Annotated in this window: 16 protein-coding genes and 1 tRNA gene; 10 read left to right on the plus strand and 7 right to left on the minus strand. The window is 71.2% G+C overall.

What is annotated here, in order from left to right; all coding sequences use genetic code 11:
- The first annotated feature begins 4 nt into the window (after window positions 1-4).
- The 4 genes from SM754_RS06170 to SM754_RS06185 all read left to right on the plus strand — a co-directional run bounded on the left by SM754_RS06170 (window position 5) and on the right by SM754_RS06185 (window position 2313).
- The gene (locus SM754_RS06170; RefSeq protein ID WP_323675352.1) at window positions 5-805 is read left to right on the plus strand and encodes an ABC transporter permease subunit; all 801 of its coding nucleotides are present in this window, start codon (window positions 5-7) and stop codon (window positions 803-805) included.
- Window positions 806-1093: 288 nt separating this feature from the next.
- Entirely contained in the window at window positions 1094-1690 is a 597-nt protein-coding gene (gene trmY / locus SM754_RS06175) for a tRNA (pseudouridine(54)-N(1))-methyltransferase TrmY (protein ID WP_323675353.1), read from the plus strand.
- Window positions 1691-1822: 132 nt separating this feature from the next.
- Entirely contained in the window at window positions 1823-2164 is a 342-nt protein-coding gene (locus SM754_RS06180) for a hypothetical protein (protein WP_323675354.1), read from the plus strand.
- A gap of 76 nt (window positions 2165-2240) precedes the next feature.
- Window positions 2241-2313, plus strand: a tRNA-Pro gene (locus tag SM754_RS06185).
- Between the two features lie 232 nt (window positions 2314-2545).
- On the opposite strand, the gene SM754_RS06190 is transcribed toward SM754_RS06185, so the two are convergent.
- The 3 genes from SM754_RS06190 to SM754_RS06200 all read right to left on the minus strand — a co-directional run bounded on the left by SM754_RS06190 (window position 2546) and on the right by SM754_RS06200 (window position 4873).
- A complete protein-coding gene (locus SM754_RS06190; RefSeq protein WP_323675355.1) occupies window positions 2546-3007 on the minus strand; it encodes a hypothetical protein in 462 nt (153 codons plus the stop codon).
- Between the two features lie 126 nt (window positions 3008-3133).
- Window positions 3134-3844 carry an alpha/beta hydrolase gene (locus SM754_RS06195; protein ID WP_323675356.1) on the minus strand — a complete coding sequence of 237 codons (711 nt, stop codon included), beginning with the start codon at window positions 3842-3844 and terminating at the stop codon, window positions 3134-3136.
- A gap of 6 nt (window positions 3845-3850) precedes the next feature.
- Complete coding sequence (locus SM754_RS06200; RefSeq protein ID WP_323675357.1) at window positions 3851-4873, minus strand: VOC family protein; 1023 nt, start codon at window positions 4871-4873, stop codon at window positions 3851-3853.
- Window positions 4874-5013: 140 nt separating this feature from the next.
- On the opposite strand from SM754_RS06200, the gene SM754_RS06205 reads away from it, so the two are divergent.
- Both SM754_RS06205 and SM754_RS06210 read left to right on the plus strand, forming a co-directional pair.
- Window positions 5014-6609: a Na+/H+ antiporter NhaC family protein gene (locus SM754_RS06205; RefSeq protein ID WP_323675358.1), complete on the plus strand. Its 1596-nt coding sequence runs from the start codon at window positions 5014-5016 to the stop codon at window positions 6607-6609.
- Window positions 6606-6875: a DUF7513 family protein gene (locus SM754_RS06210; RefSeq protein WP_323675359.1), complete on the plus strand. Its 270-nt coding sequence runs from the start codon at window positions 6606-6608 to the stop codon at window positions 6873-6875. The genes SM754_RS06205 and SM754_RS06210 overlap by 4 nt, the downstream gene beginning before the upstream one ends.
- Before the next feature lie 92 nt (window positions 6876-6967).
- On the opposite strand, the gene SM754_RS06215 is transcribed toward SM754_RS06210, so the two are convergent.
- Window positions 6968-8593, minus strand: a complete 1626-nt coding sequence (locus tag SM754_RS06215; protein ID WP_323675360.1) for a gamma-glutamyltransferase family protein — start codon at window positions 8591-8593, stop codon at window positions 6968-6970.
- Between the two features lie 221 nt (window positions 8594-8814).
- On the opposite strand from SM754_RS06215, the gene SM754_RS06220 reads away from it, so the two are divergent.
- Window positions 8815-9078 (plus strand): hypothetical protein, encoded by a 264-nt coding sequence (locus tag SM754_RS06220; protein ID WP_323675361.1) that lies wholly within the window; start codon window positions 8815-8817, stop codon window positions 9076-9078.
- A 9-nt stretch (window positions 9079-9087) separates the two neighbouring features.
- Here the strand turns inward: SM754_RS06220 and SM754_RS06225 are convergent, their stop codons facing one another.
- Window positions 9088-9378, minus strand: coding sequence for a hypothetical protein (locus SM754_RS06225; protein ID WP_323675362.1), 291 nt, complete (start codon window positions 9376-9378; stop codon window positions 9088-9090).
- A 102-nt stretch (window positions 9379-9480) separates the two neighbouring features.
- Window positions 9481-10194, minus strand: a complete 714-nt coding sequence (locus SM754_RS06230) for a class I SAM-dependent methyltransferase (protein WP_323675363.1) — start codon at window positions 10192-10194, stop codon at window positions 9481-9483.
- A 168-nt stretch (window positions 10195-10362) separates the two neighbouring features.
- Here SM754_RS06230 and SM754_RS06235 point away from each other — a divergent pair, with 168 nt between their 5' ends.
- Complete coding sequence (locus SM754_RS06235; protein ID WP_323675364.1) at window positions 10363-10971, plus strand: LysE family translocator; 609 nt, start codon at window positions 10363-10365, stop codon at window positions 10969-10971.
- Between the two features lie 38 nt (window positions 10972-11009).
- Here the strand turns inward: SM754_RS06235 and SM754_RS06240 are convergent, their stop codons facing one another.
- Complete coding sequence (locus SM754_RS06240) at window positions 11010-12947, minus strand: PAS domain-containing sensor histidine kinase (protein WP_323675365.1); 1938 nt, start codon at window positions 12945-12947, stop codon at window positions 11010-11012.
- Between the two features lie 291 nt (window positions 12948-13238).
- Between SM754_RS06240 and SM754_RS06245 the strand changes: the two genes are divergently transcribed.
- Window positions 13239-14252: an ABC transporter ATP-binding protein gene (locus SM754_RS06245; RefSeq protein ID WP_323675366.1), complete on the plus strand. Its 1014-nt coding sequence runs from the start codon at window positions 13239-13241 to the stop codon at window positions 14250-14252.
- Complete coding sequence (locus SM754_RS06250) at window positions 14249-15058, plus strand: ABC transporter permease (protein WP_323675367.1); 810 nt, start codon at window positions 14249-14251, stop codon at window positions 15056-15058. The genes SM754_RS06245 and SM754_RS06250 overlap by 4 nt, the downstream gene beginning before the upstream one ends.
- The last annotated feature ends 15 nt before the right edge of the window (window positions 15059-15073 follow it).

Raw genomic sequence — 15073 nt, forward strand, 5'->3', positions numbered from 1 at the left:
ACGGATGTCGATACGCAAGTTCGCACGCCACGACCTCGCCGTCCTCGCTCGGAGTGGAACCGGCCGGCTTCTGGTCGGCCTCGCCGTCGCGTCCGTCCTCGGTGCCGTCGGTGCAGGTCTCGCGATGTCGAACGGACCGTTGACCGACGAGTTCCTCATGTTCACCATCTGGCTCGTCCCGGGCATCGCCGTCCCGTTCGTGGCGACGCTCACGGCAGCCGTCTCCATCTCGAGTGCGCGGGACTCGGGGCGACTCCGCCTCCTCTTCGGGACGCCGATCACTCGACTCGACGTCTTCGCCGGAACGCTCCTCTCGCGGACGGTCGCGACGCTCGTCGCCGTCGCCGTCGGCGTGGCCATCGGTGCCGTCGCGGTCGTCGCGCTCCCCATCGCGTCGTTCGGCAACGTCGTTCGAGCCGTGGCGTTCCTGTTCCTCGCGAGCGTCACGTACACCGCGGTCGGCGTCGCGATATCGGCTCTCGCGACGACGCGAGTCCGAGCGATCGGCGCCGCGATCGGGTTCTTCGTCGCGTCGGCTCTCTGGCCGCACCTCGTGCGGACGTTCGGCCCGACGAGCGACTTCGGGCCGGCCGAACCGACCGCGGCCGAGACCCTGACCTCCGTCGTCGGTACGCTCAGTCCGTTCGGTGCGTTCAGTCAGGCGGCGACGACCGAGCGCGCCATCTACGCCGTCGCCGTCACCCACCCGCTCCTGTCGACGTCAACCATGGTCGTCGTCCTGCTGTGCTGGACGCTCGTTCCCGTCCTCGTGGCGTACCGGTCGTTCGCCAGCACCGACCTGTAACGACCGCACTGGCAGTCGTCGTGATAGGACGCCCTGCCGCCGACCACGTTACAGTGCACTTCACAGCGGGGTATCTCTCGCCGACGGTTCCCGGCGAGGGAGCAGGGCTGGTCACCGCAGTACTGGCCGCACCCGGAGCTCTGCCGTGCGTCGGCGTCGGTGGTCGCCTCCGTGCGGACCGTCTCGACGCGGCCGTCGGCCGCTGGCGGTTCGAGCGCGTCGACCTCGCCCGACCGCGCGGCGACGCGCATCCGACGCACCTATGCCCCGCTCGAATCGACCTCTGGTATGCGCCAGTTCGTCGTCGTCGCGCACGAAGCCCCGACCACGCCCGACTTCTCGCTGTCCGCGCTCGGGAGCGACGCGGGCCGCATGGACCTGCTCGCGCGCTGCCTGAACGCCGGCCTCCTCGCGAGTCACGGCATCCGCGAGGAAGCGACGGTACACCTCGTCCTCGGGGACGCGTACACCGTGAGCGTCGACGGGGCGACGGTGCGGAACCTCCACCCGGACGAGCGCTCCATCGCCGCGCTCGTCCGGTCGGCGCTCGAATCGCGCGAGGACGCCATCGGCCATCAGCCGGCCGAACCCAGCCCGGGCATCGAGGTGTACCGGATGGGGCTCGAAGAGACCCTCGACCGCCTCGCGCGCGACGGCACCGTCGTCGCGCTCCACGAGGACGGCGAGCGCGCGAACGAGCGCGAACCGCCCGCCAGTCCCGTGTTCGTGCTCTCGGACCACCGCGATTTCACCGACGAGGAAGCCGCGGTACTCGAGGACGCGGCCGACGTCCGCCTCCGCCTCGGCCCCACGGTCCTCCACGCCGACCACTCGATCACCGTCGCGCACCACTACTGCGACACCGACGGCTACCAGTCCTTCTGAACGCGCCGAGACGACCACGAGACCGAGACGACGACCACGACAGGTCACGCGCACCGCGACCCGCGTCACGCGTCATGAGCGTTCGCGACGCGAGGCCGAGAGATTAAGTCCGGGGTCGACGAACCCACGACCATGTCAGACCTCCCGTCCGGCGAGGCCGACGGCGCCACGCCAGACACACCGCAGTCAGTCAGGGACGCCCTCGGCGCGCTCGCCGACGACCAACCCGTCCAGTTCCGCACCGAGTTCGGCGACGAGGGCCCGCGCGCCGGGGAACGCTACGAGTTCGGCGGCGTCGTCGACCGCGCAACCACCGACGCGCTCGGCGCCAGCCAGGCGCTCGTCGACGCCGACGACGACGAACGCTACCGGCTCGCCGAGTCCTACACCACCGGCCAGGTCCGCGCCACGCGCCTCACCGCCGGCAACGAGAAGGAGTACGTCGGCGTCGTCACCCGACTCGACGGCGACTGAATCGACCGGCCCCACCCGCACCGCCGCTCGAACTTTCGGAAGTCTTAAAGACGCCCCGGCGTCTATCTGTACGTGCGGGCCGGTGGGGTAGCTTGGTATCCTTCGGCCTTCGGGTGGCCGTAACCGCGATTCGAATTCGCGCCGGCCCACTTCTCCCGCATTTCACACCTCTTAGCGACGGTTCTCGGGTGGCCGTAACCGCGTTCCCGCGAGCGGAGCGAGCGGGAAACGGCGAGTCGCACGCCCGGGTAGCGACCGAGGGGAGCGACCCGGAACGTCTCGCCTGTCTTCGAATCCGCGCCGGCCCACCTCTCCCGCATTCCACGACGGACGAGCCACGGCGCCGTCGCGCTCGCTGGTGGGTCGCGCGTGTTCGAGGAGCTACTGTGCTGGGCCCGAGTCGGTCGCTTCGTGCTGGTGGTGGATGGCGGTGCGGACGTCGTGGGCGGCGTCGACGCTGACGTAGTTGAACGGGTACGTGGTGCCGTCGGCGTCGATTCGGAGGGCCTGTGGGTCGGAGAGGAAGGCCTTGCCGGCGACGTAGAGGGCGGCGAGTCCGGCGATGGCGGCGGGGACGATCGCGATGGGGTTGGCGAAGGTGAACGCGGCGAGAGCGGCGGTCGCGGCGAGCGCGCCGAAGCCGACGTAGTCGTCGACGCGGTTTGCCGGGTCGCTGGCGTGCGAGACGGCGGTGACGGCGTCGGCGTCGACGTGGACGAACCCGTTCGCGTCGTCGTATTCGAACACGATCCGGTCGGGGGTGACGACGAGTTCGCCGGGGTTGCCCGCGTAGGCGGCGTAGCTGCGGGCGAGGACGTCTGCGTCGTCGGGGAGGGCGCGCATACCGGAGTGGACTGGTGGGGGCGGAAAAAACGTGGCCGTTCCGCGCCGTCGACGCCCTCGACTCCACGGGTTCCCGGCAACGACCGCAGCCGGGACCGCATTCGACTGAACGGGGGCGACGAAGCGCTAGGCGCGGTCGCCGGCAGCGTCGACGAGCGCGCCGACGCAGGCGAGCGCGTCGTCGGTGACCTCGTGTCCGACGCCGTCCGCGACGCGGACGTCGACCTCTGCGCCGCGGTCTCGGAACGCGCCCGCGGTCGCGTCGACCCGCTCCGCGGTGACGTGGGGGTCGTCGCCGCCGGCGGCGAGGAGCACGGGCGTGCCAGCGAAGTCATCGCCGGGCGAGGCGGCGTCCTCGGTCTCGTCGACGGGTGCGGTGGCGTGACGCTCGCCGGGGTCGATGGCGGTGCCGCTGAGGAGCGCGACGGCGCCGTACCGCGTGGGGTTCGCGAGCGCGTACTCGGCGGCGACGGTCGCGCCCTGCGAGAACCCGGTGAGGACGACCCGGTCGCGGTCGACGCTGAGCGTGCTCGTGGCGTGCGCGACGAGCGCGTCGACGACGGCGATTGCCGAGGAGACGTCCGGTTCGTTGCGGTCGCGGCCGGCGGTGGCGGCGTAGGGATACCAGCGACTGCGGTGGGCGTCCGGAGCGAGGAACGTGACGCCGTGGCGGTACGCGGGGTCCAGGAGGTTCACGACGCCCTGGGCGGTCGCGCCGCGGCCGTGGAGCGCGAGCACGAGGACGTCGGTCGCGCCGCGCGGCGCGCCGGCGGTGACGACCGGCCGGCCGCCGTGCGGTGGCGGTGCGCTCGCGGTCGGCGACGGTGATTCGGGCATCCGCGCTCACTCGCCCCCCAGCAGCGGCTGGTCCGGTATCGAGACCGGCGGGAGCTGGGATTCTATCATCTCGCGGTCCTCCTCGGCCCACGGCGGTAGGACGAGCTGGCGGCCGAGCGCGCTCGCGGGCTCGTCGACGGTGACACCGGGCGCTTCCGTCGCGAGCTCGAACAGGATACCGCCGGGTTCGCGGACGTACAGCGACCGGTAGTAGTGTCGGTCGCGGACCCGGGACACCGAGACGTCGCGTTCGCGGAACAGGTCGTGGTACGCGAACAGCGCGTCCTCGTCGGGGACGCGCACCGCGACGTGGTGGACGGTGCCGACGCCCTCCCGACCGAACCCGCCGAACTCGGGCGCCTCGTCGGCGGTCGAGGTCGCATCACCGACGTCGTCGGGTCGTTCGCCCTCGGCGCCCTCGTGGCCGCGGTCGAGGACGTCGACGACGGTCGCGTGCGAGCCGTCGACGGCGTACCTGACGCGGTGGCCGTCCTGCCCGCGGTTCTCGAACCCGAGCGTCTCGAGGACGCTCGCGGTCTGGAACGGGTCGACGGGGAGGGCGGTGACGCCGTGGACCCCGCGGACGGCGACGTCTTCGGGGACCGTCCCGTCGCCGTACGGCGCGACGGGCGAGTCCGCGGCGACGAGCTCGAGGCGCGTCCCCGCGGGGTCCGAGAACCGGAGGACGGCGTCGTCGAACCGGTCGCGTCGCTCCACGTCGACGCCGCGGTCGACGAGGCGGTCGCGCCAGTACCCGAGGCCATCGGGCGGAATCGCGAACGCGGTCGCCGTGAGCTGGGGCGGTCCACGCCGCCCCGGTGGCTCCTCGGGGTACGGGAAGCACGTGTACAGCGTCCCGAGGTCGCCGGTGCCGTTCCCGTAGTAGAGGTGGTGGCGGAGGACGTCCTCGTGGTTCACCGTCCGCTTGACGAGCCGGAGCCCGAGGACGTCCGCGTAGAAGTCGACGTTCACCTGCGGGTCCCCGACCATCGCCGTGACGTGGTGGATACCGGTCGCGTCCGGGAGCATCGGTCGAACGGACGACCGCCAGCAACATAGAGATACACGGTCTCAGGGGCCGTGGCGTCCGCACCCGACCAATTCCTTCACGCGTGACGGCCCTGCAAGGGCAAGCATTAGTCCCGGGGGGGTGTTGCTCCCGGATACAGATGCCTGACGACCGCGACCGACCGGACGAAGCGACGGACGCCCTCGACGACGTCGGGGCGGACCTCGGAAGCGTCGACGACGCCACCGACCCGGACATCGCGTTCCGGGGGGGCAAGTGGCTGAGCGCGTTCCCACTCGCGTTCTTCGTCCTCTGGGCGATCGTCCAGAGCGGCGTGCTCCGCATCGGAGACACGACGGGGCTCGTCGCGGGGATGCTCCTCGGCCTAATCGGCGGCCTGTTCCTCGTGAAGGGGTCGTGGACGACGTACGCGAACACGATCTTCCAGGGGATGACGCGACGCGTCGCCGCGACCGCGGTCGTCGCGTGGCTCTGGGCGGGCATGTTCGCCACGACCATCCAGACCGGCGGGTTCGTCAGCGGGCTCGTGTGGGCCGCGGACGCCGCCGGCCTCACCGCCGGCCTGTTCCCCGCGGCGACGTTCGTCCTCTGTGCGCTCCTCACCACCGGCATCGGGACCGGGTACGGCGCCACGGTCGCGTTCAGCGCGCTGTTCTTCCCCGCGGGCGTCCTCCTCGGCGCGAACCCCGTCCTCCTGTTCGGCTCGATCCTCTCCGGCGCGGTCTTCGGGGACAACCTCGCGCCCGTGTCCGACACGACGATCGTGAGCGCGGTCACGCAGGACGCCGACATCGGCGGCGTCGTCGCCTCCCGGTTCAAGTACGCGGGCGTCGCGGCCGTGTTCGCGTTCGCCGCGTACCTCGTCGCCGGCCAGGTCATGACGGGCATCGCGGTGTCCGGGCAGGCGCAGTCGGTGTTCGTCGAGAACAGCGACCCGCTCGGCCTCGTCCACCTCGTCTCGATGTTCGCGGTCATCGGGACCGCGGTGAGCGGCCGGCACATCGTCGAAGCGATCTCGTGGGGGCTCGCCGTCGCGGCCACGTTCAACGTCGCACTCGGGCTCGCACCGGTCTCCGAGATGCTCGTCTTCCGCGCCTCGGAGGACCTCGCGGCCGCGCAGTCCCTCGAGTTCCTCCCGTTCGTCGAGCTCGTGGACGCCTCCCAGCAGGGAGTGAGCGCGAGCGTCGCCGGCAGCCTCTACTCGGGCGCTGCCGGGTTCTTCCCGCTCATCGTCCTCGTCCTCCTGATCGTCGCCGGCGCGCAGATCATGATCCGCGGCGGCGGGTTCCAGGCGATCCAGGACTGGCTCCTCGACTCCGTCGCGACCTCGGTGCGGCGCGCGGAGACGACGATGGTGCTCGGGACCGCGATAGTGAACGCGATGATCACGATCAACACCGCGGCGGAGATCGCGATCGCGCCGTACATCGCGCGGCTCGGCGAGCGCTTCAACGTGAACGGCTATCGGCGCGCGAACATCCTCGACGCGAACACGTCCGCGCTCGGGTACATCTTCCCGTGGTCGGGCGGACTACTCGTCGGATACACGACGCTCACTGAACTCCCCACCCAGTACGACTGGTTCACGCAGGCGATGGTCGTCAACCCGGCCGACGTGTTCCCGTACGTCTTCCACGGCTGGCTGCTCGTCGGCGTGTTCCTGCTCTCCGCGCTCACCGGGTTCGGGCTTGAGTACACGACCGACCGCGAGTCCGAGGAGGTGGCGCGCGTATGAGCCTCCTCGAGAAGTACACGAATGGCTGGGGCTTCCGTTCCAGGACGCCGTCGTTCGTCGTCGACGAGGAGCTCTCCGCGTTCGTCACGGGCGTCGACGACGACGGCACCCCCGTCGTCCGCGTCGGTGACACCGTCCTCCATCTCGAGGACGGTGATCCGGGCCTCGTCGACAAGCGCGTGCGTTGTCGCGTCACCGCGTTCGACGAGGACGCGGCCACCGGGACGGTCGTCTACCTGGAGACGGTCGGCGAGTCCGCGTTCTGACGGGCTTCGTCGGCCGATTCAGCCTTTTGACGGGCTCGCGCCGGTCGATTCCACGTTCTGACGGGCTCGTCCGCCAAGTCCCGACGCCGGGGTCAGTACGTGCCGACGGCGCCGTCCTTCCGCGGTTCGGTGGCGCCGGAGAGCGTCCCTTCCTGGTTGCGGACGAGTTGCGCGCCGCCGAACATGCCGGTGTGGAGGACGCCGGTGTCGTGCCCGCGGCGGTTCAGTCCCGCGCCGACCGACGCGGCGAGCCGTGGTTCGAGCGCGAGCGACCCGTCCTCGCGGTACCGCCAGCGCGGCGCGTCGAGCGCCGCCTGGACGGGCATGTCGTCGTCGACGATGTTGGAGACGAGCTGGACGTGCCCCTGTGGTTGCATGTAGCCGCCCATGACGCCGAACGCCGCCCAGTCGTCCTCGTCGAGGCGCGCGACGGCGGGGACGAGCGTGTGGAACGGGCGCTTCCCGGGTTCGAGCGCGTTCGGGTGGTCGGGGGAAAGGGAGAACGAGGCGCCGCGGTTCTGGAGCGCGATGCCGGTGTCGCCGGCGACCAGTCCGGAGCCGAACCCGGCGAACCGCGAGTTGATGTACGAGACGACGTTCCCCTCGTCGTCCGCGACGCAGAGGAGGACGGTGTCGGCGTCCTCCGCGTGCGAGTCCGGGACGCCGAAGGAGACGTCGCTCGGCTCGTCGTCGATGCCGGCGGCGCGCTCTCTGGCCCACGCCTTCGAGGCGAGGTCGGGTACCTCCTCGTACTCGGGGTCGGTGATGTACCGGTGGCCGTCGTGGAACGCGCGCTTGGTCGCCTCCGCGAACGCGTGCACGCGCTCCTCGGAGCCCCGCGGGTGCTCGCCGGCGCCGATCTCCTCGGCGATGTTGAGCGCTTCGAGCGCGATCAGGCCCTGGTTGTTCGGCGGGAGCTCGTACACCTCGACGCCGTCGTACGTCGTACTGACGGGGTCGACGAACTCGGGTTCGAACGCCGCGAGGTCGTCGACCGTCATGAACCCGCCCTTGGACTGGACTTCGCTCGCGATAGCCTCCGCGATTGCGCCCTCGTAGACGACGTCCGCGCCCGCCTCGGCGATCCGCTCCAACGACCGCCCGAGCTTCGGCAACGCGACCTGCTCGCCGACGTCCGGCGCGTGCCCGTTCAGGAGGTACGCGTCGCGAGCGTGGTCGTCCGTGAACAGTCGCTCGGCGTGAGCCCACTGCGCGCTGACGACCTCCGTGACGGGATAGCCCTCGGTCGCGTACCGGATGGCGGGCTGGAGGTTCGCGCCGAGGGAGCGCCGCCCGAGCGCCTCGGTGGTCGTCTCCCAGCCGCGTGCGGTCCCGGGCACCGTCACGGCGTGGGGCCCGTGCATCGGCATCTCCACGTCGCTCGGGTCGACGTCGTCGTCGGCGTCGGCCGCGAGCGCCTCCCGGACGCGTTCGCGCGTCGCACCCTGTGGCGCGCCGCCACAGGCTCGCATCGCGCCGACGTCGCCGTCGGCGGTCCGGTAGAGCGCGAACACGTCACCGCCGAGGCCGGTCGACGTCGGCTCGACGACGTTCAGCGCCGCGGCTGTCGCGACCGCCGCGTCGAACGCGTTCCCACCCTCTCGGAGCGTCTGCACGCCCGCCTGCGCCGCGAGCGGCTGGCTGGTCGCGACCACGCCCGACTGCCCGTACACCGTCGACCGCCGCGACGAGAACGAATCCAGGTCCGGAGCTGTCATGCCCCCGCCTACCCGCCCGTGTGGTATAATGACGGTGCACACGGACGGTGCTGCCGGGAGTCCTCGCCACGCACCCGCAGCTCCCGACGACCGGCCCCTCCACGTCACGTCCCCACCCACACTCGCACTCGGACCCACACTCGCGCTCGCGTCCACACTCGCACGCTCTCACGCGTCGGCGGACCCCACGTGCTTACGTGTCGCCGCCCGTACCTCGGCGCGTGCTCAACATCAACGTCTCCGACTTCATGGTCGAACTGAAGGACGGCTCCATCAAGAACGTCGGCGCACCGACGAAGTCCGCGGAAGCGAAGCTGTTCGACCCCGACGACGTCGAGGTCCGCGAGTTCGGCGACAGCCAGGTGAAGGTCGTCGCGACCGACGACTCGGGCAACGAGGTCCAGATAGCGATGCTCGCCGACCAGTTCGCGGACGTGCTCGCGGACGCGAACGAACTCCGCGAGGAGAGCCGCGTCTTCGAGTAGGGAGGCCGGTCAGCCGCCCGCGTGCCGCGGTGCGAAGTCGGGGTAGAGGAGCAGCGACGCGCCGGCGAGGACGAACGGCGCCGAGACGAACCCGAAGTCCGGCCAGCCCTCGGCGGCCGTGGAGAGCGCGAGCAGCGCGACGGGGACGCCGAGGGCGGTCGTGCCGTGTCGCTCCCACGCCGGCACCCGGTCGGCGGCGGCCGCATCCGGCTCGTCGAGGAGGCGGACGACGGCACGACCGACGAGGCCGAGGAAGACGACCGTCGAGACCGCGTAGACGATTCCGTTCAGCGTCGACATACCTCGTGGACGCTCCGTGATGGTAAAGAAGCTCCCGGCCGCGGCGCCGGTCGTCGCGACGGCCGACGACGCGGTCGTCCGGGCTGGCGTCGCCGCGCCCGGTCACTCGGCGGTCGCCCGAACGCAGAGGAAGACCGGGTGCGTGGACTCCTTCTCGTAGCGCTCGGGTCGCTGTTCGCGGAACGCCTCGGTCGGCTGTGGTTCGACGACGTCGTCGAGCCGGAACCCGTTCGCGAGCAGCGGACGGACCAGCTCGCCGAACGGCCGGCGGTAGTAGGGGACCTCGACGGCCCAGTCCTTCGAGAGCCGTTCGACCGCGAAGTAGTCCTCGGCGTCGGGCGCGTCGGCCCCGAACTGGTCGAGCGGGTGCGCCGTCGAGAACACGAGGAACCCGCCGTCGCGGAGGACGCGCCGGAACTCCGCGAAGACGTGGTCCCAGTCGCGCACGTAGCCGAGTGCGAGCGCACTCACGACCCCGTCGAACGCGTCGGCGGGGAACGAGAGCGGGTCGCCGAGGTCGGCCTGCACGAACTCGGCGGGCGCGTCCGCGGGGACGGCGTCGCGAGCGTGCGCGAGCATCGCCTCGCTGACGTCCACGCCGACGACCGCCGCATCCTGGTCGACGAGCCACGCCGAGTACGCGCCGGTGCCACAGCCCGCGTCGAGCACGCGCTTCCCGGCGACGTCCGGAATCATCGCCGACGTCGCGGGGAACTCTATGTGCGCGTTGTACGCGTTCTCCCGGACGTCCACGGCGTACGAGTCCGCGAGCTCGTCGTACGCGTCCCTCGCGATGGGGTCGTCGTCGGCTGGCATGGATGACACACCTGCGGCGACGGCGGAAAAGCCGTTTCGGTCCGCGAGCACGACGGGCGTCACCGGCTGTCGCCCCCGGCAACGAGACGTCGCCGGCCGGTCTCGGCGACCGCCGAAGCGTTGCCGCGCGGCGAAGGTCTTAGTGGGTCGGCGCCGTCGACCTCGATGATGCTCGTTCCGGACGTCTCGACGCTCGCGGCGTACACGGTCGCGGCGGTCGGCCTCGTGCTCGCGCCGGGACCGGACACGGCGTTCGTGCTCGCGCAATCCGTCGGCGGCGGGCGAGGGGCGGGCGCCCGTGCTGCGCTCGGGGTCGCCGCTGGCGTGCTCGTGCACACCGTCGCCGCGGTCGCCGGGCTCTCCGTGCTCTTCCGCGTGTCAGCGGTCGCGTACGACGTCGTCCGGCTCGCGGGCGCCGCGTACCTCGTCTACCTCGGCGTGGCGACCCTCCGAGACCACGACGGCGGGCTGTCGGTCGACGACTCGACCGCCACCGAGAGCTTCCGGCAGGGGCTCGTGACGAACGTCCTGAACCCGAAGGTCGCGCTGTTCTTCCTCGCGTTCCTCCCGCAGTTCGGGACCGGCGTCGAACTGCTCCCGCTCGGCGCGCTCTACGCGGTCATCACCGCCGCGTACCTCGGCGCGCTCGCGGTCGCCTCCGGGACCGCTCGCGCGCTCGTCGACCGCCCCGGCGTCCGCACGTGGCTCCGCCGGGCGTCCGGCGGCACCATGCTCGCGCTCGGCGCGGTCGTCGCACTCGGCGACGACCTCGTCTGACCCGCCAGCGCTGCTCGACGCCCGCGCGCGAGCGCTCGTCAGCTGCGTTCGACGCCCGTGAACTCGAAGCGCGCGCCGCCGCTCTCGCTCTCGGTCAACCGCACGCGCCAGCCGTGCGCTTCGGCGAGCTGCTTCACGATCGGGAGCCCGAACCCAGTTCCTTCGGGGTTCGTCGTGTACCCCGACTGGAACACCGTCTCGCGCTCGCTCTCCGGGATGCCGGGGCCGTCGTCCGCGACGAAGAACCCGTCCTCGTCGTCGAGCGCGCCGACGGTCACCGTCACGCCACCCGCTCCGGTCGCGTCCCCCGACGCCGCCCGGTCGCTCGCGGACCCGTGCTCGACCGAGTTCCCAGGCTCTGCCTGGGAGCAGGGAGAACCGTGTTCGACCGAGTTCCGGAACAGGTTCTCGAGGACGTGCTTCACGCGGTCGCGGTCCCCCTTGATGTGGACGTCGTCGACGACGTCGATGGTGGCGCCGTCGGTCGCGACCATCCCCCAGCAGCCGCGGGCGAGTCGTTCCAGGTCGAGGTCGTCCAGGTCCGCGACGCACTGCCCCTCGCGAGCGAGCGTGAGCGTGTCGGTGATGATCGCGTCCATCCGGTCGAGCGCGGTCGCGACGTCGTCGAGTGTCTCGGCGTCGCACTCCGCGCGTGCGGTCTCCAGGTAGCCCTTCGCGACGCCGAGGGGATTGCGGAGGTCGTGGGAGACGACCCCGACGAACTCGTCGAGGCGCTCGTTCTGTCGCTCCAGTTCGCGTTCGTCCGCGAGCCGGTCGAGCGCCGCCTCCGCGTTCGCCGCGAGGATGCCGGCGAGCTCGGTGTCGGCGTCGTCGAACGCGCCGGGTTCGGTGTCGACGATACTGAGCACGCCGTGGTCGCCCATCGGGATGTACATCGACGCGCACGCCCGGCCACGGTCGTACGCGTCGCCGCGCTCGGAGACGTCCGCGAACGACAGCACGTCACCGGTCGCGTACGCGCGACTCGCCGGCGCGGCGCCCGTCACGGGGTACGTCGGGCGCTCGCCCATGTCGAGGCGCGCCTGTTCGGTGACCGCGACCGGGACGAGCCCGCGGCCGTCCGCGACGAGCCGGACGACCGTGCTCGCGTACCCGAGTATCGAACTCGCCGCGTCCGCGACCTGGTGCGCGATACCTTCGCGGGTGTCCGCCCGCAACAGCTCTCGGGTCGCCGCGTTGAGCTCGCGGAGCTGGCGGTCGCGCTCCTCGCGGTCGCTGACGTCGCGGAACACGGCGGCGACGAGCGTCCGGTCCGCGAGGTCGAACGTTCGCGCTCGGATCTCGACGGGGACGCGCTCGCCGGACGCCGTCTCCACGACGAGGTCGTCGCCGTCCGGGAACGTGCGCTCGCGAACGGGGGACGCCGCGACGCTTCGCTCGAAGAGCGCGCGGTACCGCGCGGCCTCATCGCTGGGGTGGAGGACGGTCTGGTCCTCGCCGAGGACGGCCGCCGGTGCGTACCCGAACAGCGACCGGACCTGCTCGTTCGCCTCGACGAGCTCGCCGGTGGCCGCGTCGGCGACCACGACCGCGTCGGGGATCGCTTCGAGGATGGTCTGGTACTGCTTCTCCAGGGCCTCCCGGTCGCGGCGGTCGCGAACCGACGCCATCACGAGCGGCGACCCGTCCGCGTCGGCGAACGGACTGAGGCTCACGTCGACGGGGATGCGCGTCCCGTCCCGCTGGCGGCCCGCGAGTTCGAGCGACGCGCCCATCGGTCGTCGCTCGGGGTCGTCGAGGTAGGCGTCGCGGTACGCGACGTGCTCGCGACGCACCTCGGTGGGGACGAGCACCTCGATGGGTTCGCCGACGAGGGACGCCGGCGCGTACCCGAACACGTCCGCGACGCGGGCGTTCGCGTACGTGATGACGCCGTCGGCGTCGACGACGAGGACGGCGTCCGGGGACGCTTCGACGAGCGCTTCGTAGCGCTCCGGCGCGAGCGATTCCGTCATCGAGCACCGTCGGCGTCGAACGGTCCTGACCGGGTGGGACACTCGACGGCTGGACGCCGCCGGACGGTGGCGTGCGGGGTGCGGAGACGCATGCGTTTGAGAGTGTGTCGGAGACGTCACACATGAACCCGTCGAGTTCCGTGAACGACACGTTCCGGGCAGCCGTCAGGTTCCGCCAACGACGGGGTCGGAGCAGTCGATGGGTTCGGTGAACGACGGTCTCGGAGCAGTCGATCGGTCGACGCGACTCGTTCCGAGGGCCTTTAGGCCGCGACGCGACTGGAACCGCCAATGACCGATACCGCCGCGATCGAGGTCGCGGACCTCGTGAAGGAGTACGGCGACCTCCGCGCGCTCGACGGCCTCGACCTCCGCGTCGAGGACGGCGAGTTCTTCGGGTTGCTCGGGCCGAACGGCGCTGGGAAGACGACGTTCATCGAGATACTCGTCGGGTTGACGCGGAAGACGAGCGGGCGCGCCGAGGTGTTCGGGCACGACGTCGTCGACGACTACCAGGCGGCGCGGGACGCCATCGGGCTGGCGCCCCAGGAGTTCAACGTCGACCGCTTCTTCCCCATCCGCGAGGTCCTCGAACACAAAGCCGGCTATCACGGCATCCCGCCAGAGGAGGCCGGAGCGCGCGCGGACGAGGCCCTGAAGCGCGTCGGGATCTACGACAAGCGCGACGAGCGCTTCGACTGGCTCTCCGGCGGGATGAAGCGCCGGCTCCTGCTCGCTCGCGCGCTCGTCACCGACCCGGACCTCCTCATCCTCGACGAGCCGACCGCGGGCGTGGACGTCCAGCTCCGCCGGGACCTCTGGAACGTCGTCCGCGAACTCAACGAGAACGGGACGACGGTCCTCCTGACGACGCACTACATCGAGGAGGCCGAGCGTCTCTGCGACCGCGTCGCCGTCATGGACGAGGGGACCGTGCTCGACGTCGCCACCCCCGAGGACCTGATGAGTCGCGGCACGGACACCATCACCATCACGCTCGCCGACCAGCCCCGCGAGGTGCCCGCGTTCGACCTCGACAGCGTCCTCGACGCGGAAGTCGAGGGCGACCGCCTCACGGTCCGCGTCGAGGACGGCGGGCGCGCGGTCGCCGGCGTCGTCACCGCGCTCCAGGCCGCCGGACACCAGGTCGTCGACCTGGACGTCTCCCGGACGAGCCTCGAGGAGATATTCGTCCAGATGACCGGCGAGGACGCGAGCACGACGCGCTCGGACGCCGACGACGCCGCCGGGTCGTCCGCTCGCGACGACGACGCCGCCGACGCTCCGGAGGTGACGGGGTCGTGACGTGGCTCGCCAGCGTCCCTGGCGTCTCCACGGGCACGGTCACGCTCGTCCGCCGCGAGATACTCCGGTACGTCCGCCGGCCGCGGAACACGTTCCTGCCGCCGTTCATCAACAACGTCCTCTACTTCGCGGTGTTCGGCGTCATCCTCGGCGAACGCATCGGGAGCTACGGCGACGGCATCCCGTACATCCTGTTCGTCCTCCCCGGCCTCGTCGTCCTCGGCGCGGTCTCGAACGGCTTCGAGAACGCCTCCTTCAGCATCTTCCACGGCCGCTGGAACGAGTACATCCACGAGGTCCTCACCAGCCCGCTGAGCTACGGCCAGACGACGTTCGCGTACGTCGCCGCGAGCACGCTCCGGGGCGTCCTCGTCGGCGTCATCATCGCCATCGTCGGCGTCGGGTTCACCGTCGCGCACCCCGCGTACGACCTCGTCTCCGTCGCCCACCCCCTGTACCTCGCGGTGGCGCTCACGCTCGTCGCCGCGCTGTTCGCGTGCTTCGGCGTCGTCGGCGGCCTCTGGGCGCGCGACTTCGACTACCTCACCGTCCTCAACCAGTTCCTCATCCGCCCGCTCGTCTTCTTCGGCGGCGTCTTCTACCCCCTCTCGTCGCTCGACGGCCTCGCGTACACCCTGAGCTTCCTGAACCCGATGGTGTTCACGGTCGACGCCGTCCGCTACGGCTTCCTCGACGCGAACGTCATCGACCCGTGGCTCTCCCTCGGCGTGCTCGCCGCCGCGACCGCAATCGTGTTCACGATCGACGTCGCACTCGTCAAGCGCGGGTACGGCCTCACCGAGTGAGAGAAGGCGCGCCAG

This window comes from Halorubellus amylolyticus, from assembly GCF_034808145.1.
Lineage (GTDB): Archaea > Halobacteriota > Halobacteria > Halobacteriales > Natrialbaceae > Halorubellus.

Coding starts and splice junctions, on each gene's coding strand:
- SM754_RS06170 (WP_323675352.1), top strand. CDS start 5: ATGTCGATACGCAAGTTCGCACGCCACGACCTCGCCGTCCTCGCTCGG.
- trmY (WP_323675353.1), top strand. CDS start 1,094: ATGCGCCAGTTCGTCGTCGTCGCGCACGAAGCCCCGACCACGCCCGAC.
- SM754_RS06180 (WP_323675354.1), top strand. CDS start 1,823: ATGTCAGACCTCCCGTCCGGCGAGGCCGACGGCGCCACGCCAGACACA.
- SM754_RS06190 (WP_323675355.1), bottom strand. CDS start 3,007: ATGCGCGCCCTCCCCGACGACGCAGACGTCCTCGCCCGCAGCTACGCC.
- SM754_RS06195 (WP_323675356.1), bottom strand. CDS start 3,844: ATGCCCGAATCACCGTCGCCGACCGCGAGCGCACCGCCACCGCACGGC.
- SM754_RS06200 (WP_323675357.1), bottom strand. CDS start 4,873: ATGCTCCCGGACGCGACCGGTATCCACCACGTCACGGCGATGGTCGGG.
- SM754_RS06205 (WP_323675358.1), top strand. CDS start 5,014: ATGCCTGACGACCGCGACCGACCGGACGAAGCGACGGACGCCCTCGAC.
- SM754_RS06210 (WP_323675359.1), top strand. CDS start 6,606: ATGAGCCTCCTCGAGAAGTACACGAATGGCTGGGGCTTCCGTTCCAGG.
- SM754_RS06215 (WP_323675360.1), bottom strand. CDS start 8,593: ATGACAGCTCCGGACCTGGATTCGTTCTCGTCGCGGCGGTCGACGGTG.
- SM754_RS06225 (WP_323675362.1), bottom strand. CDS start 9,378: ATGTCGACGCTGAACGGAATCGTCTACGCGGTCTCGACGGTCGTCTTC.
- SM754_RS06230 (WP_323675363.1), bottom strand. CDS start 10,194: ATGCCAGCCGACGACGACCCCATCGCGAGGGACGCGTACGACGAGCTC.
- SM754_RS06235 (WP_323675364.1), top strand. CDS start 10,363: ATGCTCGTTCCGGACGTCTCGACGCTCGCGGCGTACACGGTCGCGGCG.
- SM754_RS06240 (WP_323675365.1), bottom strand. CDS start 12,947: ATGACGGAATCGCTCGCGCCGGAGCGCTACGAAGCGCTCGTCGAAGCG.
- SM754_RS06245 (WP_323675366.1), top strand. CDS start 13,239: ATGACCGATACCGCCGCGATCGAGGTCGCGGACCTCGTGAAGGAGTAC.